The organism is Nostoc sp. EspVER01 (assembly GCF_034530635.1).
In the GTDB taxonomy this organism is placed as follows: domain Bacteria; phylum Cyanobacteriota; class Cyanobacteriia; order Cyanobacteriales; family Nostocaceae; genus Nostoc.
The window spans coordinates 1-20,992 of record NZ_JAVRCS010000052.1; the positions used below are offsets into that span (position 1 = coordinate 1).

At 39.0% G+C, this 20,992-nt stretch carries 14 protein-coding genes; 5 read left to right on the top strand and 9 right to left on the bottom strand.

All coding sequences use genetic code 11. The features are described 5' to 3' along the window. Positions 1 to 68: 68 nt before the first annotated feature. The 3 genes from RMX69_RS27055 to ntcA form a co-directional block, all read right to left on the bottom strand. The gene (locus tag RMX69_RS27055; RefSeq protein ID WP_289795802.1) at positions 69 to 524 is read right to left on the bottom strand and encodes a pre-16S rRNA-processing nuclease YqgF; all 456 of its coding nucleotides are present in this window, start codon (positions 522 to 524) and stop codon (positions 69 to 71) included. A gap of 149 nt (positions 525 to 673) precedes the next feature. Beyond that, positions 674 to 2,164: a DUF3084 domain-containing protein gene (locus tag RMX69_RS27060; protein WP_289795801.1), complete on the bottom strand. Its 1,491-nt coding sequence runs from the start codon at positions 2,162 to 2,164 to the stop codon at positions 674 to 676. Positions 2,165 to 2,332: 168 nt separating this feature from the next. After that, positions 2,333 to 3,004 (bottom strand): global nitrogen regulator NtcA, encoded by a 672-nt coding sequence (gene ntcA, locus RMX69_RS27065; RefSeq protein ID WP_017652326.1) that lies wholly within the window; start codon positions 3,002 to 3,004, stop codon positions 2,333 to 2,335. Positions 3,005 to 3,383: 379 nt separating this feature from the next. On the opposite strand from ntcA, the gene fabI reads away from it, so the two are divergent. The 5 genes from fabI (at position 3,384) to RMX69_RS27090 (ending at position 10,334) form a co-directional block, all read left to right on the top strand. Beyond that, positions 3,384 to 4,160 (top strand): enoyl-ACP reductase FabI, encoded by a 777-nt coding sequence (gene fabI, locus RMX69_RS27070; RefSeq protein WP_289795800.1) that lies wholly within the window; start codon positions 3,384 to 3,386, stop codon positions 4,158 to 4,160. A gap of 138 nt (positions 4,161 to 4,298) precedes the next feature. Next, positions 4,299 to 4,940, top strand: a complete 642-nt coding sequence (hisB, locus tag RMX69_RS27075) for an imidazoleglycerol-phosphate dehydratase HisB (RefSeq protein ID WP_322639263.1) — start codon at positions 4,299 to 4,301, stop codon at positions 4,938 to 4,940. Positions 4,941 to 5,172: 232 nt separating this feature from the next. Further along, positions 5,173 to 6,156, top strand: coding sequence for an ABC transporter ATP-binding protein (locus RMX69_RS27080; RefSeq protein ID WP_289795798.1), 984 nt, complete (start codon positions 5,173 to 5,175; stop codon positions 6,154 to 6,156). Positions 6,157 to 6,655: 499 nt separating this feature from the next. Beyond that, a complete protein-coding gene (locus tag RMX69_RS27085; protein ID WP_289795797.1) occupies positions 6,656 to 8,125 on the top strand; it encodes a polysaccharide biosynthesis/export family protein in 1,470 nt (489 codons plus the stop codon). Positions 8,126 to 8,948: 823 nt separating this feature from the next. Beyond that, positions 8,949 to 10,334: a right-handed parallel beta-helix repeat-containing protein gene (locus RMX69_RS27090; RefSeq protein ID WP_322639264.1), complete on the top strand. Its 1,386-nt coding sequence runs from the start codon at positions 8,949 to 8,951 to the stop codon at positions 10,332 to 10,334. 505 nt (positions 10,335 to 10,839) lie between these two features. On the opposite strand, the gene RMX69_RS27095 is transcribed toward RMX69_RS27090, so the two are convergent. The 6 genes from RMX69_RS27095 to RMX69_RS27120 all read right to left on the bottom strand — a co-directional run bounded on the left by RMX69_RS27095 (position 10,840) and on the right by RMX69_RS27120 (position 20,741). Then, the gene (locus tag RMX69_RS27095; protein WP_289795795.1) at positions 10,840 to 13,068 is read right to left on the bottom strand and encodes a GumC family protein; all 2,229 of its coding nucleotides are present in this window, start codon (positions 13,066 to 13,068) and stop codon (positions 10,840 to 10,842) included. 652 nt (positions 13,069 to 13,720) lie between these two features. Then, positions 13,721 to 14,917 carry a glycosyltransferase family 4 protein gene (locus RMX69_RS27100; RefSeq protein WP_289795794.1) on the bottom strand — a complete coding sequence of 399 codons (1,197 nt, stop codon included), beginning with the start codon at positions 14,915 to 14,917 and terminating at the stop codon, positions 13,721 to 13,723. Between the two features lie 287 nt (positions 14,918 to 15,204). After that, a complete protein-coding gene (locus RMX69_RS27105; protein WP_289795793.1) occupies positions 15,205 to 16,419 on the bottom strand; it encodes an O-antigen ligase family protein in 1,215 nt (404 codons plus the stop codon). A 10-nt stretch (positions 16,420 to 16,429) separates the two neighbouring features. Continuing rightward, a complete protein-coding gene (locus RMX69_RS27110; RefSeq protein WP_289795792.1) occupies positions 16,430 to 17,533 on the bottom strand; it encodes a glycosyltransferase family 4 protein in 1,104 nt (367 codons plus the stop codon). An 89-nt stretch (positions 17,534 to 17,622) separates the two neighbouring features. Next, on the bottom strand, positions 17,623 to 19,056 hold the full coding sequence (locus RMX69_RS27115; protein ID WP_289795791.1) for an oligosaccharide flippase family protein: 1,434 nt from the start codon (positions 19,054 to 19,056) through the stop codon (positions 17,623 to 17,625). A gap of 242 nt (positions 19,057 to 19,298) precedes the next feature. Then, on the bottom strand, positions 19,299 to 20,741 hold the full coding sequence (locus tag RMX69_RS27120; protein WP_322639265.1) for a sugar transferase: 1,443 nt from the start codon (positions 20,739 to 20,741) through the stop codon (positions 19,299 to 19,301). Positions 20,742 to 20,992 lie beyond the last annotated feature (251 nt).

Below are 20,992 nucleotides of genomic sequence, written 5' to 3' on the forward strand. Positions count from 1 at the left end.
GAGTTAGGAGTTAGGAGTTAGGAGTTAGGAGTTAGGAGTTAGGAGTTAGGAGTTAATGATCTAATGCCTCACTCCTGACTGCTTAGTGTTGATTCTGTGAGGCGATTTAAGTATCTTTCGATTAAGAGGATGGCAACGATGTCATCTATGGGTCTTGGAGGCTGTCGTAGACCCTGTGGTAATAGCTTGATTAGCCCTTTGGGCGGGAACATTTGCCAATAGCGATCGCGTGCTTCTAAGGTTGTGTAGCGCTCATCCACTAAAATAATACTCAACGGTTCTGTCAATTCTTGATATAATTTCTGTCTCCACTGTTTGGCTGTAGTTTGGTCGCCCATGACCATCAAAGAGATCGGAAACTTTTGACGCAATGTCTCGATGCTAGCGATCGCCTCTTTTGCTAGCACGACTTGATGATAATACAGTTGCCGATCGAGTCCCATCACCGCTAAACCACACTTATCTCGACCTGGATCAAACCCCAATATGACTGGCTGCGTTGCTGAAAATTCGCGGAAATTCATAATAAATTAAAAATTAAAAATTAGAAATGTACCCTTACAGGGATCTTGCTATGCGTAGTGTCTGCTAAATAAAAATGCAGCTACAGCAACTATTCTGGCTGTTGTTCAATATGTTTAAATCTTACTAATAACAGCGTGCAAATAATTTTTTAAGTACTAAAAATAATTTTTCCGTTGACTATTGCCACCAATTTTACTCTCAATGGCCCGGCTGTATAAGTATCCTCTGCTGCGATCGCTTTGATCTCCAAGAGTTGATTATACTGTCTTAATTGGCTGACAAAACGCAGAAAAGTCCCCTCTACTTGCACATTTTCGACAATTCCGGCATTACGGGCACGAAATTGGGAAGCAGAAATCAGTATTTCTAGCCGCTGCTGTAACTGATAAGATGTCATAGTCTTGGAATCAGCAGTAGTCGTGGCTAGCACCGCGCCTCCCGAAAAAACCAGTTGATTCTGGGCTGTATCGGCGAAAAATTCTATCTGCTTTTCTCCCCTGACGTAATTACCAGCAGAGAAAATTCGCACGACGTATTCTTTACCATCGCCAATCTGCTTGCTTAATTGATCAACTCTATCCTGGGTCACACGCAGTAATTCTACATTGGCAGGATTTGCACCAGGCTCACTTAATTCCAGGTTGGCGTTGCGATTCGCTTCTTGTAAAAGTTGTATCACGGCCTGACGAGCAGCAGCAGGTTGGGTAACACGAATTACAGCCGCGGACAGAACTTGACCACGAACTAAGGCTAGCTTACCCAGACGCAGGTCGCGGTAGGACTGATAATATTTTTCCAGCCTTGCAACTTCCTGTTCTAGTTGCTCCTGTTGTGCTTCCAACTCTTTGAGGCGAGATTCCCGCTTGGCAATCACTTGCTCTCGTGCTGCAACTTCTACATTCCGTTTTTGAATTAGTTGATCCAGTTGGGAAATTTTTTGATCGCGCGCTTCTATAGCTTCTTGACGGTTAGCAAGTTCGCGATCGCGTTTTTCAATTGCTGTTTTAGCTTCGTCAATGGCTTTTTTCGCTTCCGCATACAGTCTTTGACGTTCTGTCTTCAATAGTTCAACTGCCGCCTGTAGTTCCTTTCTCTGGTTATAAACACTTTGCAATTCAGCTATGGCTTTTTGGTATTGAGTTACAACTTGTCCTAGCTGACCTTGAGTGCGTTGGAGTTGAGTTTGAGTTTGGGCTTGTTGACTAATGGTGCGGTTTAACTGAGCTTGTGTTTGCCTTTGTTTGGCATTTGCCGCCTGCAAGGATTGATTAATTGCCTGCAAGTCCTGTTGTGCCTTTGCTTGGGCAATTCTTGCTTGGTTTAGCTCACCCTCTACCTGACTTTTCTGAGTTTCTGCGGTTTTTAACTGTTCCCGTTTCTGTCTGAGGTCTGTTTGAATATCTTCTAACTCAAAGACTCCTTTTCGCAAACCTTCGTCAGCAGCGAATAAAATCCCTAAAGTTGATGCTGAAATCAAACCACCAGTAAAAATTGTTACTAGTACCGCGGTGTTTTTCGGACGAAGCTTAAAAAGTGAGAGGCGGGCTTTGCCAACTCGTGTGCCGATGCGATCGCCCACGGTGGCAATTACGCCTCCCAGAATCAAAATTGCTGCGATGAGGATGTATCCGGTGGTCATCTTTAGCTACCGAAATCCTTCCAGATACAGCCTACTACTTTTAAGTATTCTCTGGAAAGAAGTGGAAATTGGCAATAGCTGAAATTATTCAATTTTAGATTTACCTCTAGCTATTAGTGTCATTTTTCAAAATAGAACACGCGCCTATTCCCCTTTCTCCAATTGTTTTTATGTGAACTGTCTACTTAAGGTAACAGGTTTATGCACAGTAATCTTCTTTTTGTGGATAGAAATCATCTTTTTCTCACGCAAATCTCCCAATAGCCTAGTAACGGTAACACGAGTTGAACCAATTGCCTCTGCGATCGCTTGATGAGATAATTTCAAATCAATAGTGATCCCATCTGCACAAGGAACGCCAAAATCCCGACAAAGAATTAACAAAAAACTCACCAACCTAGAACCCATATCTCGGTGGGCAAGAGTTTCAATCATCATCTCTGTTTGTAAAATGCGCGAAGACAGACCTCGCAGCATTAACATTGATAATTCTGGATTTTCCTTGAGTGCTTGTTCCACTTGTTCAATTGGTGCTGACAGTAATTCCGCAGGCGTAAATGCAACCGCATGGTAAAACCGATCCGACTTATTTCCTGTCAGCAATGACAATACACCAAAAACACTATTTTCCCGCAGCAACGCTACCGTTATTTCCTCTCCTGCCTCGTACACCCTGGAAAGTTTAACAGCACCTTTCAAAAGAAAATAAACTCGTTCGGCAGGATCGCCAGGAAAAAAGATCGTTTTATTGCGTTCAAACGTTTCCACAACTGGCGGAAACGCCCCGGTCGCCATCTGACGAAATACATTTGCTAGGGCTTTATCTTGTGTCACGATCATCTCCCTTCCCCTACCCAATGCCGGAAAAACAAAAACTGATTACCTAAGAATACACCCGAAAAATGAATAAAGCACCGTCAACCTTTCTGTACTTTCCTATACTCAAACTAATCTCTTCATAACTCTTTGTTTACAATGATACATAATTCTTGATCCTTTCAGCTACTAATTGTTGATAAGTAGTTCCAATAGCTGTATTCAAAAGGTTTTTTGAAGAACAAATAAAGATATCTTGAGAATATCTTTATAAAAAATCAAGATTTTTGTCACAGCAAACACCCTTATCAATATTCATTTTTGTCAATCCTGTATAAAACAAAGACTAAACGTGCCTCAGATTCTAGTATGCTCCTAATGATCGATCGCATTAACAATTTTTATGCTAAATCTGACTGGAAAAAATGCCCTTGTTACAGGTATTGCCAATAACCGCTCGATCGCCTGGGGCATCGCCCAACAACTGCACAAAGCTGGAGCAAACCTGGGCATTACCTACCTGCCGGATGAACGCGGCAAGATGGAGAAAAAAGTTGCGGAGTTGGTAGAACCTCTCAACCCCAGCTTGTTTCTTCCCTGTAATGTCCAAGATGAAGACCAAATTAAATCTACCTTTGAGACAATCCGCGAACAGTGGGGAAAGCTAGATATCCTCATCCATTGTCTAGCCTTTGCTAGCAAAGACGATTTAAGTGGAGATTTTAGCCAAACCTCTCGTTCTGGGTTCAACACCGCTTTAGAAATTAGTACCTACTCGCTGGTGCAGTTAAGTGGTGCAGCCAAACCTTTGATGACAGAGGGAGGTAGTATCGTCACCTTGACATATTTAGGCGGTGTCAGAGCAATCCCAAACTACAATGTTATGGGAGTTGCCAAAGCAGGGTTAGAAATGAGTGTGCGTTACCTAGCTGCTGAACTAGGGCCGCAAAATATTCGCGTGAATGCCATCTCCGCAGGCCCCATCCGTACCTTGGCATCTTCAGCAGTGGGTGGGATTTTAGATATGATTCATCATGTAGAAGAAGTAGCTCCCCTACGACGCACCGTCACTCAGTTAGAAGTGGGCAACGCTGCGGCTTTCTTGTGTAGTGATTTGTCCAGTGGAATTACCGGACAAATTCTCTATGTAGATGCAGGATATGAAATTATGGGAATGTGACGCGATAAAGTTAGGAGTTAGGAGTAAGAAAGTTAGGAGTGAGGAATGAGGAGTTAAGAGTTAAAAATTTATAACTCATAACTCATAGTTCTTAATTCCTAACTCATAACTCCTAACTCCTAACTCTTTCCACTCCCCATGCAAACAACCAATCGCCAAGTTAATTCAAACTACGATCGCCTAACCCAAACCCCTCGCATTGCCACTGTTCACCGCACCACTGGTGAAACTAATGTGCAAGTCACCATCAACCTGGATGGTAGAGGAACTTGTACAGCAGCAACAGGTATTCCGTTTTTGGATCACATGTTGCATCAAATTGCCTCCCACGGGCTGATTGATATAGATGTCCAAGCCAAGGGAGACTGGGAAATTGACGATCATCACACCAACGAAGATGTAGGCATTACTTTAGGGCAAGCTTTTAACCAAGCACTAGGCGACAGAAAAGGTATTGTCCGCTTTGGTAATTTTCTTGCACCGCTGGATGAAGCCTTAGTTCAGGTAGCGCTAGATTTTTCTGGACGGCCTCACCTCAGCTACGGCTTGCAAATTCCTACTCAGCGGGTAGGAACCTATGACACTCAACTGGTGCGAGAATTTTTTGTGGCACTGGTAAACCATAGCCAGATGACACTGCACATTCGGCAACTGGATGGCATTAATTCCCATCACATCATTGAAGCGACATTTAAAGCTTTTGCAAGAGCAACACGCCAGGCGGTGGAAATTGATCCCCGACGTGCTGGCTTAATTCCCAGTTCTAAGGGAGTTCTATGAAAAGGAGTCAAATTGGGCATTGGAGGTTGGGCATCGAAAAGAGGCAGAGATGCGGAGGGGCAGAGGGGAAAAAACTTACTGCAACTTCTCTGCTCCCCTGCCTCCCCTGCTCCCTTGCTTCTTCCCCAGTCCTCAGTTCGCGATAATTGACACACAAGTTGTTGATGGTTATTATCAGCCTACCGGGTAATTTTTAATTAATACCAAGCTGATAAATAGTGATTTAACCGAGATGAAGTCTGTTGCAGATGACCCTAATTCTCAACTTAATACGACAGACACTCCGCCAGTAGTCCTAACTTCTGAGTTGCGAAAAGTCTATCGCACCGGTTTTTGGCTAAATCAAAAAGTCGTATCTCTCAAAAACTGTTCTTTAACGGTTTACAAAGGCGAAACCTTTGGGTTGCTGGGGCCAAACGGTGCTGGCAAAACCACCCTTTTAAAATTATTGCTGGGAATTATTCATCCCACCTCTGGACGAGGATCGTTGTTGGGTAAACCCATAGGCGATCGCAATGTTAAGCAACATATCGGCTATCTACCAGAAAATCCCTATCTCTATGACTATCTCACTGGCTGGGAATTTTTGCAGCTAGCCGCTGGACTATTCCAAATTCCCCAGAGTGTCCAACGCCAACGCATTCCCCAACTGCTGGAATTAGTCGGTTTATCCCAAGCCGATGCCCGTAAAAAACTGCTGCGCCGCTATTCCAAAGGAATGCTACAGCGTGTTGGGATGGCACAGGCACTAATTAACGAGCCAGATTTAGTTTTTCTGGATGAACCAATGTCTGGGCTTGATCCGGTGGGACGCTACCAAATGCGGGAAATTATTCTGGCGCTCAAAGCCGCTGGTAAGACAATTTTTTTTAATAGCCATATTCTGAGTGAAGTAGAACAGATTTGCGATCGCATTGCCATCCTCGCTCAAGGTGAACTAATTTGCTCTGGTTCGCTCAATGAACTCTTAGGCGGTAGGAACACATATCAAGTAAAAGGTCAAGGTGGTGACTGGGAAATTCTCAAAAAATGGATACCCACCCTCATATTTGAGCCTGATGGTTCCTGGCACGGTACACTACAAGATGATTACTATGATTTTCTTGCCAGTCTTCGTCTCATGGAAGGTAAAATTATCGCCATGAACTTATCACGTCACTCTCTAGAAGAATTTTTTATTCAACAAATCCAAAGAAAAAACAACTTATTAAATTAGTCTTGTTGCCAAATAGTAAATTGTCGACTGGGTTGAAGAAGAAAACCCAAAATTCTGCATTTTTGAGTTCTCTTTGCCCAACACAACCTAAAAAAAATAAAATTTCGACATCTTTTCAAGGTTATTTGTATTTATTTAATGAACTTGTTCCTAATTTCAGTAGTCCCTTACTACTCATCGCAGATTTTAAATGTCATCAAATTAACTTTGACAATAAAAATTTATTCGTCACTACTTGATTGTTAGCTAACAAACAATTTATTGTAGAAACTGGGTTTATTTGCGTAAATCCTATATTTTTTGATATTCCTCTATTCAAGCAACATTAACTTTAAGCTAACTTCACTAAAAATTTAACTTCAATAAACAAATTTCCTCCGGAAAATCACACTTTTCTAGGAAAATAAGAGTGTCGGGGAACTTGAATACTTAGGTATAGTCAAAATAAAAATGTTTAGACAGTACTTTATTGATCGTAGTTTCAGAGTCTCAGGTAAATATGCTTAACAAAAGTTTGTCTAAATTCCTAATTCAGCCAGCTGTAGGTATGGCTTTGTTAACTGCTGTCAATGCCGCTGTGTCATCTGCCAGTCTAGCTCAGGGACAACCATTACCCCCAACTACACAACCACCAACCACACAAACACTATTAGATACTAATTATTCATTAGGAGGCGGCGATCTCATTCGTGTAAATGTATTTGAAGTACCTGAATATACAGGTGAATACCAAATTCCCCCTGGTGGAGCAATCAACCTACCTTTAATTGGCAGTGTATCGGTATTAGGGCTAACAACTGAACAAGCTTCTGACGAAATAGCTAGAAGATATGCTCGCTTCCTCAAACGCCCCTTAATCTCAGTCAATCTGTTATCGCCTCGTCCCATTAATATTTTCGTTGCTGGAGAGGTGACACGTCCTGGAGCTTACACTCTAAGCTTGAGCGGAGGCGCCGGGAACAATCCAGGCGTACAATACCCCACTGTATTAGCTGCATTAACAACAGCGCAGGGAGTGACTTTAGCTGCGGATGTGACTCAAGTTCAATTACGGCGTAGAATAGGACGTTCTTCAGAGCAAGCTGTCACCCTCAATTTGAAAGAACTCATTCAAACAGGGAAGTTATCGCAGGATATTACTTTGCGGGATGGAGACACTATAGTTGTGCCAACAGCAACCAACTTCAACGTGGCAGAATCTCGTAATATATTTGCATCCAACTTTGCCGCCAGTCAAACCACACCCCGCACAGTAACAATTATTGGTGAAGTTAACCGTCCTGGTTCGTATCTTGTCACCCCAGCCAACGCAGATGCACAGGGGGGCACAACCACTAACAGTGGTACTACCACTCCCAATGGTTTACCAAATGTGACACGGGTAATTCAATTAGCTGGCGGAATTACAGCACAAGCTGATGTGCGTAATCTCAAGCTACGCCGACCTACAAGAACTGGCTCAGAACAATCTATAGATATTAATCTTTGGCAACTGTTACAGAGTGGTGATGCCAATCAAGACATTATTGTGCAAGACGGAGATACGATTGTTATTCCGACGGCAACTGAAATTAACCCCGCAGAAGCTACTCAATTAGCTACCACTACTTTGTCTCCTACACGAATTCAGGTTGGTGTGGTAGGCGAAGTTAAAAAACCGGGTCTAACAGACGTTCAGCCAAATAGCTCTTTAAATCAAGCTATACTCGCCGCTGGCGGATTTAATGATGCCAGAGCTAGTAGTAGTGCTGTTGATTTGATTCGCCTGAACCCTAATGGTTCTGTCACTAAACGTATAGTAAAAGTGGATTTCTCCGCTGGGATTAATGAGCAAACTAATCCTATACTCCGCAATAATGACGTTGTAGTTGTCAACCGATCTGGTTCAGCTAAGACTGGCGATACCGTCAACACTATAACTGGACCTCTAGGTGTTATCTTTAATCTTTTGAACTTATTCGGACTCTAGTTTAAGAGATAGATGCAAATTGGGGGCGTTGGTCAACCGTCTTCGTCCCTAAAATTGCACTATCCTTTAATCAAAAGCAAGTTAAACATAGCAGATGTTCCACAAGGCATCGCTTCTTGCAAATTGTGTTTTATAGCAGCTTCATACTGTTACGATAAGTCTGCTATAGCCGCTCTCTTATGATTTGCCAATATTCTAAGCTATCTGACTACTTCTATATATCCGTCATTAGTCATTATAATAATTTTAAGTAATATTACTCATAGAGAAATACTGTAAACTTTAAAACTCTCACTATAAGTTCATAATGTGCATTGATAGACTTTTGAAATCTTTATTGTAGGTACTCGGATTTCTTATGATAATGAGAATCTTTTAGAAAGCAGATTCTGTAAACACCAGTCAATAACTGCTTTTTAGTCATTTAGTGATTCTTATTATCATAAGAATTATTTAAGTAAATTAACTAATTGATGACAGATATACTATTTTAACCACAGATACCGCGTATACACAGTAGAATGATGTCGAATTGGAAATGACGCCATTTCTACGGTTGCTTGGTGTTCATGAATAGGGTAACTCTGGATACTGATATTTTTTATTCAGTGATCTTATCAGATGTTTGCGATTTTTTGGAACACAAGCTCAAAAGGTGGTTCAGCCATATTTACGCGAAAATGCGCAGGTTTAAACTTATAAAACCGTGTATAAACTTACAAGTGGCAGTGATACGACCGTATCCAATACTGGGTTATTAACTAAGGCTAGAGTTACTAACCGTTAATGATTGAGTTTTTGCAACATACCCTATTTTTTCCCTATGATGATTCATGGTTTCGGTTTTCTCAGTTTGAGCGCATCTCTTGTACTTCCCTGGGCATTAACAGGTCTGGTCCAAGGACAGAGAGTAACAGAGTCTTTATTTAAAGATGTTCCTCAGCCATCCACTATTCAGGAAATACCACTACCTAGCCGCAAGCTGATCAGTGGTATTTCAACTGCGACAACATACTATGTTAGTGGTAACGGAAACGACAGAAACAGCGGACTCTCTACCTCATCCGCTTTTAGGACACTTCAAAGGGCAGCAAACCTTACTAATCCTGGCGACACGGTACTGATTATGAACGGGCAATACAAGAATGGGCCCAAAAGAGGTTCTGTACTAAGTATTAAACGTTCTGGAACTGCAAATGCATGGATTAAATATAAAGCATATCCTGGGCATTTACCAAAAATTCAGCACAATACATGGAATGGTATTGTGATTTCAAATGGAGCTTCATATATCGAGATTGATGGGCTGGAGGTCATAGGGAACAATGCTAATATGACCCGTGATTATGCATTAAGTCAGAAATATAACACATCAAATCCGCTTACTAGCGGAAATTGCATAAGCATTGAAGGAGGAAACAAAGGCCGTTCTCATCACATCAATATTCTGAACAACAAAGTGCATGATTGTGGAGGAGCAGGTATCTCAGCAATCCAAGCTGATTATGTGAAGGTGGATAATAACACTGTATACAATAACGCTTGGTACACAGTTCATGGTTGCAGTGGCATTTCCATGCTTAATAATTGGAGTTCTGACAACAACCAGGGATACAAGATATTTGTAACCAATAACAGGAGCTACAACAATCGAATGTACGTTCCTTGGATTGGTTCCGGAACGATCTCAGATGGTAATGGCATTATTGTTGATGTTTCAAAAGGATATAGAGGAAGGGTTTTAGTTGCGAACAATCTCACCTACAATAATGGCGGTTCAGGTATTCATTCCCATGATAGTCAGCGTATCGATATTATCAACAACACAGCATATAGGAATCAGCAAAGTCCAGAAGTTAAAAAAAAGGGAAAGGGCGAAATTTATGCGGGTTATTCGTCTGATGTCAAAATTTTCAATAACATTATGTATCCTTCCCCTGGTAATGCTGCGAATAGCAATATGAAAAATGTCAACGTCAATTATAACTACAATGTTTATCCCAGTAATTCGACGATCAAGATTACAGGATCTAACGATATGATTGGAGATCCGCAGTTTGTTAATGCCTCATCTCGTGACTTTAGATTGAAATCAACAAGTCCGGCAATTAATAGTGGTTTAAAGTGGAATAGTTTGAAAACCGATTTTCTAGGCAATCCTCGTGTGTCCGGTTATGCACCCGATAGAGGAGCATACGAAAATCGGTAGTAGTTAAAAGTATGGTATTGGGTTGTATGGTAAAGTTCTTACTTATACAGATTTCTTGTCTACAACCCAATTGAAAACGGGCGAAGAGGAGCTACAAACGAAAACAAGACGCCATCGTCCGACCGCAGAAACAAGCAAAGCAGAATACAGATGCGGGAATTATGTGCGGCTACTGGAGAAATAGACCTGAAGTATTTGGATGAATTAGGGTTTTGTTTTGTGCATGGAGGTACTTTCGAGGCGAACAAAAACCCTACTAAACCCAATTAAATTGGAGTGGCAATACCTAAAGAAATCGGACTAGCATCCAGAAAATTATCCATAGCACCTAATATAGCTTTTCTTATACTGGTAAAGATATACCTGATCCTATATAGGATCGCTATATAATTATCAGTCCGGTTAATTACTTATTATTTCAAACTTCTTGCGTCTTTGCGTCGGCCTTTATTAATAAATATTTATCCGGACTTGATGTAACTCCTAAAATAATCTTTTAGAAGCTTTATTTCTTCGCCAGTCCTTTAAGCTCTTTTGTCAACTCTCTTGGTTTAAAATATTCGTGAGAATGATATCGATAACTACTAGATTCATTTTTATCAATGACTCCATTGACTACTAAACCTAGAACGTTATAACTGGATCTCTCTAATATCTCTTGAGCAGCATTAGCACTGTTGGAATCAATTACTCCGGGTCGGGCTACTAACAAAATACCATCAGTCATTTGGCTTAAAGTCAAAGCATCGGCTGCCAAAAGCAGTGGAGGGGCATCAATAATTACAAAGTCATACTTATACTGAGATGAGAAATTCTCAATGAGTGATGCCATCCGTTTTGAGTCAAGCAAAGCAAGTGGGTTGGGAGGTCTAACTCCAGCAGTTAAAACATCAAGGTTGTCCATTACCTTAGATACGGCAATTTCAAATTCAGCCTGGCCTACAAGAACCTCACTCAAACCAACTTCATTGGTTAGTTGCCAGAGATGATGCTGAGAAGGAACTCGCATATCTGCATCAATTAGTAAAACTTTACGTCCTAGTTGAGCGATCGCTGCTGCCAAATTCGCTGAAACTGTAGACTTGCCTTCTTTAGGAATTGCACTAGTTATTACAATGGTTTTGAGCAAATTATCTGAACTTAAGAATTTCAGATTTGCTTGAATCATCCGATACATTTCACTCGTTAAAGAGTGGGGAGTATCCCTGACGGCAACTGTTTGAGATGTTGATTCTGCATTTGAATCACGGGAACGCAGCTTTTTGACAGACAAAGGAACAATTCCGAGCAAAGTATATCCAAATACATCTCTAATTTCCTTAAGCGTTTTTAGAGATCTATCTCTCATAGCGAGAAAGAGAACAGTTGTGGTTGCAAAAAACAAACCAAACATTACTCCTAGCACCAAAACAATTATTTTTTTGGTTAATGTAGGATCTTTGGGCACTAAAGCCTGAGCAATAATTCGAGAACTAGGTGTATTTGTATTTTCAACTAACTGTAATTCTTGAACCTTTTTCAATAGAGTTTGATAGGTCGATTCTGCAACTTCAACTTTCCGTTCTAACTCACGCTGGTTTTGTGCCAACTGGGGTATAAGTTTCACCCGCTGTTCATAGCTAGCACGAGAATTATATAGAGAGGAGAGTCTTTGAGTTAAGCCAAAACGTTGTATTTCTGATTGCAGAAAGTTTTGTATCAGGCTTTGTCTGAGTTCTCCAATCTGCAATAGGCTCTGGGGAAGTTGTGTTTGATTGCCAATAGTCTGACCAACTTGCTGTTGCAAGAGAGATTTTAAATTGGTTTTTTTTGCTTCTAAGTTAATAATTATAGGGTTGTCATCTAGAAAACGGCTGCGCTCAACCGCTAACTGCCGATCAGTCTCTTGGAGTTGTGTAAGAATTCCCTGTACTGCTGGTGACTGACTGAGGGCACTCACAGCGATCGCTTCCTGAGAATTTAGCTCTACTTTCTTCCGCAGTTCATTGGTTTGGGCATTTACCTCATTCAGTTGAGCCTTGACAGTATTCATCTCATTGTCTAGATTTCCAATAGTCGCGACAGCTGATCTTGTCTCCTCGGATAAATCTGCAATCTGATGCTTTTGTTTAAATATACGTAGCGCTACTTCCGCATTATTAACAGCAGCTTGAGTCGTAGGAAGTTGCTTGGCCATAAACTGACGAGTCGCTCCTGCTTCAGAGCGATTTGTCAGAATATCATTTTCTAAATAAAACCTCATAACTGTGTTGACTACTGCCGCTGCTTCTTCAGGATCGTGACTGCTATAACTAATACGCAATACATCTGTCCCACCAATAATTTTTAGGTTCAGGGCTTTTTGTAGTGCTTTCACCTCCAGAGGTTCACCTTCCTTGTCTTTGAGTTGTAGTTTGTCTATTGTCCGTTGCAACAAAGCTGGCGAATAAATAACTTCTATCTGACTGCTTATGGGATTTTGAGTTGCTACCAATGGTTTTAAATCTCCTGAGTCTCCTCCTTCAGAGCTACCAGGGGAAAGATTATTGCCTGCTACTTTAAAACTGGGAACTCTGAATAACAGTTTTCCTTCTGCTTCATAGTCTGGCTTCAGAAATTTTGTAGATATAGCACTTAAAATAACTGTCGCCACAAATACACTAAAAGCAGGCACCCACCACCGTTTCAATATCAATAAGTAACGATTAAGGTCTAAATCAATAGATTCTCTAGATTCCATAGATTTTTCTGACATAAATCTTCCAAAGTACAGGTCTTAAGCAAGAAACTCAAAATTGACTTATAACAGCCACAAACCAGTGCAATTTACAATACTGATTATGTATAATTTTACAATATAAAATATAGTATAGACCAATACGGTTCACTTAAAGCTTAACTCTTTATCAAAATCATTTTTTTAACGAACCGCCAAAGACGCAACAAGTGCTTAACTGAACTCTATCGTAGTATAGATTATTTAAGTTAAAAATTTAGTCCCCATTTAGTACAAATATTTAACAGTGGTATGTATACCTTTATTGAGCAAAAACCTTGTTCTTTTTGGGATTTGAGGTCAGTTAACTACTTCCTAACTATAACTGCCGTCCCCTAAATCAACCCTTTAGTAACAGGACGTTCAATTAATTTTTTTTTTGCATTAGATTTTTTTGCATTAGTTATAAACCATTAATATTCATTCAAATTTATTTCTGGATGATCAAAGACTTGATTTTTTACTTGGATATTATACGGCTATATTCATTGTCAGATCAACTATCTTAGCCAAAGGCAAAATTTCAAAGTCAAGTAAAAAACTTGATCTTTAGTCAGTTTGTAATTTTTGACCATAAACATCTACTCATTACTCAACTTACTTAATATGGTAATTCTGAAAGTTAAAGTAACTACCTACTTTGCCAAACTTTATCATAAGCATCTAACAGTTTTGGAGCTTGATATTGCCATTCAAGAATCTCCTCCATTCTGCGTCGCCCCTCAGATCCGATCTTTTGTCTGCGTTCAGGAGAATCTAGAAGTTCCAAAATTTTCTCGGCAAATTCCACCTCGTCGTTAGGCTTTGCATAAAGAGATGCTTCTTGTGCAGAACGTCTTCCCTCTCGCAAATCAAACTGGACAATTGCTTTTCCCATTGCCATGTATTCAAGGATTTTATTCATGGTGCAGTTTTCGTTATAAGCAGATGTTGGAGAAGGTTCTACACACACGTCGCAGCTGGAAAGTCGCTCTAAAAGTTCTTCACCTTGCTTAAACCCTGTAAATTCTACAAACTCATTCACTTTTAACTCTTTAGATAAATCCTTGAGCTTTTCTGCCATAGGTCCACTGCCAATTAGCATAAAGTGAATATCAGAGCGATTTTTTTTGTGGACAATGTAATATACCATTCTCAGAAGATAATCAATACCCTCTGGTTCTCCCATGACACCCATGTAACCTATCAAATAGTTCTTGCCTCTACGGTAATTGGGGTTTGGAGGCATTCGGCGAAAGCGCGAAAGATCCGGCGCACTACGAACTACAAATACTTTCTCTGGTTTCTTATGCCCACGCTTAAGAGCTACCTCTCGGTGTGACTCGTTCGTTGAAATTACCATGTCTGCTGTGGCATAGGTCAAGCGTTCAGCCCAGCGTAATCCATGATAAAAAATATCGCGCCGCCGATACTTAGCTTCATACATTTCCGGACTGAGGTCATGATGATCGAAGATAACAGATATACCATGAAATAATTTAAACCATGCTGCTACCAAGAAAAGTAAATCGGGCGGATTACAAATATGTATGATATCAAAACCACGCTCTCGCCATACCCTTTGAGCTAGACGGAATTGCCAGTTAATCGCCCAACTGTACTCTCGAAGATAACCAATGACAGAGCTTTCTTCCGGTGGTAGAGGATGACGGTAAATGTGAATCTGCTCAATAATTTCGTAATCTTTATCAAAGCCATTACCGGTAGGTGAAATTACGCTAACTTCATACCCAGCTTTTTGCAAAGTAGTTGCTTCCATCCATACCCGTCTATCAAAGGGAACTGGAAGATTTTCAACGATAATTAGTACTTTCTTCGGTGATGCCATAATAATTTCAATTTTTAATTAGTTTCGCAAGTAATTATTCACTCACTCGGTAAAATGGTCAAAACCCATAATTTATGGGTGATAGGCAGGGGAAACGTGAAACGTTACTTTAGTAAAACACTCACTTGTCAAGTCTAAAATATACCTTATTTATGTAACCTATAGTCATCCTTGGCGAAACTGGGTTGGACAATAAATATGTATGTCTACATCATAATGGCTATCAGATTTGCGGTTAATAGCTGGTTATAGCTATGTTGATTAATCATCTGATTTTTACTTCATCTTTACATTCTGACTGAGAGAGATGCCGCCACATAGAGTATCCAAGTCAAACTATTTGATTCCATCAAATTAGACTCAGTGAGGCTAGATAAGATCACAAATGTCATGTGTAAAAGTGGCCAAATATCGAATGCTGTTTTACTACTACGCACCCAAGCAAATCCTTGCAGATAACTGCGCCAAAATTCTAAAAAGAATAATCCTAACCCTAAAAAACCCAGATCTAGGCAAAGAGCCAGATAGCCATTGTGGGGATGGCTTGGCGTCCATCCAGCTGCAAGCCAAACATAGGCAGATTCGCTACTCCATCCTTGCCAGAATCCACCATAACCATAACCAAGCCAAGGATGTTTCCAAATCATATCAATTACTAATGGCCACAACTCTGTTCGACCCGTCAGCGTCGCATCTTTACCAATTGCACTGAACAGGATATCAGCATCGTTAGACAACCAAAAATATAAACTTTGGCTGATAGTAGCTATGATTATTAAGGTTGGTACCATGACCTGGTATGACCAGCGCCAAATTTGAAAAGCAAAAAATGTCAATATGAGAATTAATAGATTAATTAGAGATGAACCTGAAGACGCAAGGAGTAAAAGTAGTACTGACAAACAAAACCCACCCAAAAAAAGCCAATTACGTCTTTTATTTTGATAACCAAGGATAAAAAAAGTTATACTACTCGTTACCATTCTTGCTCCCAGACCGTTTTTGTGCGTGAATACCCCACGCCACTTTGAGCTACCCAAATCGCTTTGTATACCGTACTTAGGCAATGCTATAGCAAAAAAACAACTAAGTATTATAATAATTGCAAAGTTCCAAGCAAGTAAATGTAACTGCTGTTTTAAGCTATATCGTGAAGCAAAATATAGTCCAAATAAACTGGAATTAATGAGGGCAAAACTATTTTTTAATGTTGTTGATGGTTCAAAAGACCAAACAATAGAAACAGCTGCCAATAGAATTAAAGAACAAAGCAAAAAGCTTTTACTAAGTAAATAAAGAGTTTTCTTCCAACGCAAAACTAGTAGTACTATGGTAACTGCGTAGATTAAAGAAAAAATAATCCGTATCACAGAGCTATCATATTCTACTAAATCATTCTGTCCTGATCCTCCTGACAGTACAAGAACAAAGATTGCCCCTGAATACATCAATAAGCTCGCAATTGTGAATCCCTGTTCAGCAAAAATTAGTATTTTCCTCATAATAGTTTAACTAATATTTATTTTGCATATTCAGTTCTTTATAATAAACTTGAGCTGTTTGAGCGGCAATATTTGACCAATTTAAATCTTCTTGACAACGAGCTAATGCCGCAGTTTGCATACGTTCTTGTAAATCGCGATCGCTTAACAAATAAATAATGGCATCTGCTAAAGATTGAACATCACAAGGTGGAACTAACAACCCATCTTTTTTATGCTGAATTATCTCACTTAATCCTCCTATTTCAGAGGCTACAACCAATGTTCCCATCCCATAAGATAAAGCTGCTACACCACTTTGAGAGGCTTCTATATATGGTAGAACTGTCACTGTACTGCGTTGAAATAGATTACTTACTTCTTCAAGGGGAATAAAGTCATTGATAATTTCGTAGCGTTTATCATCATAACCATTAGGGAAATATTGTTTGATGTTTTCTCCCCGTCCAGCGATAATCAGCTTGACTTCAGGTATCCGTTCAGCAATTAAAGGCATAGCCTGAAGTAAATATTTCAATCCTTTGTAGGGCCAGATGCGTCCAAAAAATAGTAATGTATTTGGCTCACGAATCTGACTATTCTCCTTGCCCCGACGCTGATACAAACTACCAAGTTCCCCATGTGGCAAAACATTGACTCGCTCTTGAGGTATACGAAATTGTTCAGTTAGAATCTTTTTTAGTTGATGAGTATGGACAATCAATTGTTGGGAACGATAGAAGGCAATACGTCTGGTATACTCTGAACCGAATACAGCCATGCTATCTCCTGGGTGACGGAATACATCGTGGATAGTTGTCACCAATGGCGGCATTTTGTTGAGTAACAAAGTCCAATCATACCAAGGATCGTTAGTTTCTTGCACGTGCAAGACATCTGGCTGTATGTCTTTGATAATACGCATCATCGCGTACATGGACAATAGGTTGCGTGGGTCGCGAATCCGTGGTTTTTTAAAGCTAATTACGCGGATACTGGAATCAAGAACATTGCTACATACCTTTGAGACTTTTTCTGGGTGAATTAGCGTTAAATCAACATATTTAACCAGACTGTTTGCTAATTCAATGGTGTAATCTTCAAAGCCAAAATGTAATAAAGCAACCTTAATCATAATTAAAATTATCCCCTCACCTTAAATTATTTTTTTCATCTATTTCATCAATTTTTATGAGTTAATGATAAGAATTTATCGGAAACGAATTACTGTGATTTTAATAATTTGAACCATAAAAAACGAAACCCTCCAAAAGCACGAATACCTAAATAAGCCACAAATAAAGTATAGGCACAAGTCGCAATAATTAGAGTTAATATAAAGTCTAAGTTAAGCTTTTGTAATAATATTAATATAGGTAGCATTAAAACAGTTATTATTAATGGTCGGCGGATAATTCGCCATAAATTTAATGGAAATAGGCGAGTATAGGTGAAATAAATATACTGGCTAAAACCAGAAATAGTCATTAATAATGCCATTAAAGCTGCACCTAGTAACTTATAGTGCGAAACTAATACCACACCTCCTAAGCTCCCTAATGTAGTGGTAATAACTACTTCACGTAGGTTCACTATCTCGAAACCATTGGCTACAAGTAAATAAGTCAGTGAGCGTGTAAACGGCAAAAAAACTAGTGATGCAGCGCTTATAATAAGAGCTATATTTGCTTCAGCAAAGCTAGCATTATAGAGAAAAACTAATAGATCTTTGCCAAATAATAAGATTCCAAGAAATAAGGGCAATGCGATGATTAGTAGGATTTCGATAATATTTTCAGCTATCTGCCTCTGCTTTTCCCGTCCTTGCTCTACTGCCTTTGAAAGTCTTGGAAATATTGCTAAACCTATACTGTTAGCAATAATCATAAAGGGTTGTAATAATTGTGTTATTCCGCCAAATAAACCTACTAAAAACTCATTTCCTAACAATGAAAGAATTAGTATTTGAATTCTGCCACTTACTACAGCTATTGCTTCAATAGCAAAAAATGTACGTGCACTTTTGATTGTATTAAAGACAAAACTCCTATCAATTTCCCATTGCATTTTTACTAATCGAGCGATAAAAATCCATTCAATTACCAAAATTAGTGTTTCTGAAAAAACTAGAATCGCCCCCAAATATTCAATTCCATATTTTAGTTGCATCGCCCAAATCATGATTATTAGGCGTAAAATATAAACTGGCACTGTAGCGATCGCAATCAGATGCATCTTTTCTTTCGCTTGAAAAATTGCCTCTGTTATATTAGAAAGCGCAAAGGGAATGATTGTTAAACCCATTATGTAACAAACAGTCGAGGTTTTGGAACTATAGGGAAGTAAAAATACTACAATCACCAATGCCGCATAACTGAAAAAACTAAATATTAACTGTAGGCAAGTACCACTGATTAAATAGACTGGTGTTTTTTGTGGCTCACGAGCTAGTTCTCTAGTAAACAATGTTTTTAGCCCTTGTGAAGCAATGCCCACAAAGATAAAATAATAGCTATATGCTAGTAGATACTGCCCTAAAGCTTCAGCTCCTAGAGTACGAGCAATAGAAGCGGTTAATACAAAAGCTGTAACACTTTGTGCTAACCGATTGAGTATCATTGAGAAGGAATTACTTATGAATTTGTACTTTTCTACCATTCTTAATAATTCTCAATTCAGCTTAATTCTTTTATTTTGAGTCACCACAATTTTTTGTTGGATATATCCTTATAGATTTTTCGAGAGTATCCTCAAACAAAACAAGTAACTAATTACTCAGTAATGTAGAAAAATCTAAATTTAATCCGCTTTAAATTAAACTGAACACTGCAATAAATTTATTGATTGATACGGAAAGTAAATTCTATAATCATAGACGTCATGCTATGGGATTTTTTCTGTTAGTAAGCACCATCTTTTTTCAAAACCACCATAACTGTTTTAAGGAGAATTTCAAAGTCTAACCCAAGCGACCAATTTTCGATATAGCTAATATCTAGATGAATCACTTGTTCAAAATCTAAAATATCTGAGCGACCTGAGACTTGCCAAAGACCTGTAATACCAGGTAAGATTTCATGTCGAATAAAATGGTGTTCAGAAAACTTTTCAACATCTCTGGTAGGCAAAGGTCGAGGTCCCACTATACTCATTTCTCCAAGGATAACGTTAAAAAGTTGAGGTAATTCGTCTAAACTGTAACGACGGAGAAATTTTCCAACGCGGGTAATGCGGGGATCATCTTTAATTTTAAAGATAATTCCATCTTTTGTTTCATTTAAAGCTTCTAATTCTTTCTGTAATTTTTCCGCATCAGACCTCATCGTCCTGAATTTCCATACTTTAAACTGTTGACCATGTAAACCTATACGTGTTTGTCTGTAGAATACTGTGCCTGGAGAGTCAAGTTTTATAGCTATAGCTATAGCTATATAAATCGGGAATAATAACATTACAAATAAAGTCGCAAAACAAAAATCACAACTACGCTTTATCCAAAAATCTTTACCTGTAATTATCGGACAATCCAAACTCAGACAAGGCATTCCACCTATTTTGTTGAATTGTACGTTTTTATAAATTGGTTTTAATTCCATTGGTAAAATATGTACTTGTATCCCAGATGCTTGAAATAACCAGCACAAAAACATTCTATTTTTTAGCGCATCCCAAGATATAAAAACTTCTGTCACTCCTAGTTGATTAAGCTGAGACAATGTTTGCTGACGCTGATATCTGTCTAGTGAATTAGCATTCGCCGTTCCAGATATGATATAATGCTTTTCTTTTTTTATAAAACTCGCAATCTGCTCGTGATCTTGAGGATCACAAATAATGAAAACAGAAGAACGAACTATTTTTTTCTGCTTGCGTAGATATTCAAGAGTAATATTTACAGCGTATCTACCAGTACAAATAAAAAATATACTTAGCAACCAAGGCAATAATATTAATCTTGGACGTGTGATATCAACAACTGGTTTATGCAAAAAACTAACTAAAAGGATTAATCCATGAGCAAAAGTTAGCGATTTGATAATATTGAAATAGTCATAGCGTTTTTGACCTTCTCGATAAATACCTTCTACAGCTAGCGATCCTATTTGAATTCCAATAGCTGTTAATATTGGTAAATAATGAATCGGTATATACCAATCAAAATGTCCATAATTAGATTGATATGCTGCTAAAACCCAAGCTAGAAATAAAAGAGTGCAGTCTACTAAGAATAATGTTGTTAATCTCAACCACCACGAACCCTTACGTACCGTGACAAATGTCGATGCACGTAAATCCAAAGGTATTTCACTGAATTTATTTGTTGTAATGCTTTGATTACTCATAGTTAGGAACACTTGTAGTTAGGAACACTTGATGTAGGTGAAATTTGATAGTATCTTAGATATACAAGGCAATTTAGGTATCTCAACTATTTTTATTTATAAAGAGAATTTGACTTTTTAGTCTAGTCTTAACAATTTTCTTCGGAGTAACTTTAAGTTCTTTATCAAAAATATCCTCCAGGGTCGGTTTGAGTGCCGTTACTACCGAAATACCTAGGTTTGATTGCAGCCCATAATCACAATTTTAGTCT

Bases quoted from the DNA above. Each gene is read 5' to 3' on its own strand.
- RMX69_RS27120 (WP_322639265.1), bottom strand. From the start codon at position 20,741: ATGAGTAATCAAAGCATTACAACAAATAAATTCAGTGAAATACCTTTG.
- RMX69_RS27110 (WP_289795792.1), bottom strand. From the start codon at position 17,533: ATGATTAAGGTTGCTTTATTACATTTTGGCTTTGAAGATTACACCATT.
- RMX69_RS27090 (WP_322639264.1), top strand. From the start codon at position 8,949: ATGATGATTCATGGTTTCGGTTTTCTCAGTTTGAGCGCATCTCTTGTA.
- RMX69_RS27095 (WP_289795795.1), bottom strand. From the start codon at position 13,068: ATGTCAGAAAAATCTATGGAATCTAGAGAATCTATTGATTTAGACCTT.
- RMX69_RS27080 (WP_289795798.1), top strand. From the start codon at position 5,173: ATGAAGTCTGTTGCAGATGACCCTAATTCTCAACTTAATACGACAGAC.
- RMX69_RS27085 (WP_289795797.1), top strand. From the start codon at position 6,656: ATGCTTAACAAAAGTTTGTCTAAATTCCTAATTCAGCCAGCTGTAGGT.
- RMX69_RS27060 (WP_289795801.1), bottom strand. From the start codon at position 2,164: ATGACCACCGGATACATCCTCATCGCAGCAATTTTGATTCTGGGAGGC.
- RMX69_RS27115 (WP_289795791.1), bottom strand. From the start codon at position 19,056: ATGGTAGAAAAGTACAAATTCATAAGTAATTCCTTCTCAATGATACTC.
- ntcA (WP_017652326.1), bottom strand. From the start codon at position 3,004: ATGATCGTGACACAAGATAAAGCCCTAGCAAATGTATTTCGTCAGATG.
- fabI (WP_289795800.1), top strand. From the start codon at position 3,384: ATGCTAAATCTGACTGGAAAAAATGCCCTTGTTACAGGTATTGCCAAT.
- RMX69_RS27055 (WP_289795802.1), bottom strand. From the start codon at position 524: ATGAATTTCCGCGAATTTTCAGCAACGCAGCCAGTCATATTGGGGTTT.
- RMX69_RS27100 (WP_289795794.1), bottom strand. From the start codon at position 14,917: ATGGCATCACCGAAGAAAGTACTAATTATCGTTGAAAATCTTCCAGTT.
- RMX69_RS27105 (WP_289795793.1), bottom strand. From the start codon at position 16,419: ATGAGGAAAATACTAATTTTTGCTGAACAGGGATTCACAATTGCGAGC.
- hisB (WP_322639263.1), top strand. From the start codon at position 4,299: ATGCAAACAACCAATCGCCAAGTTAATTCAAACTACGATCGCCTAACC.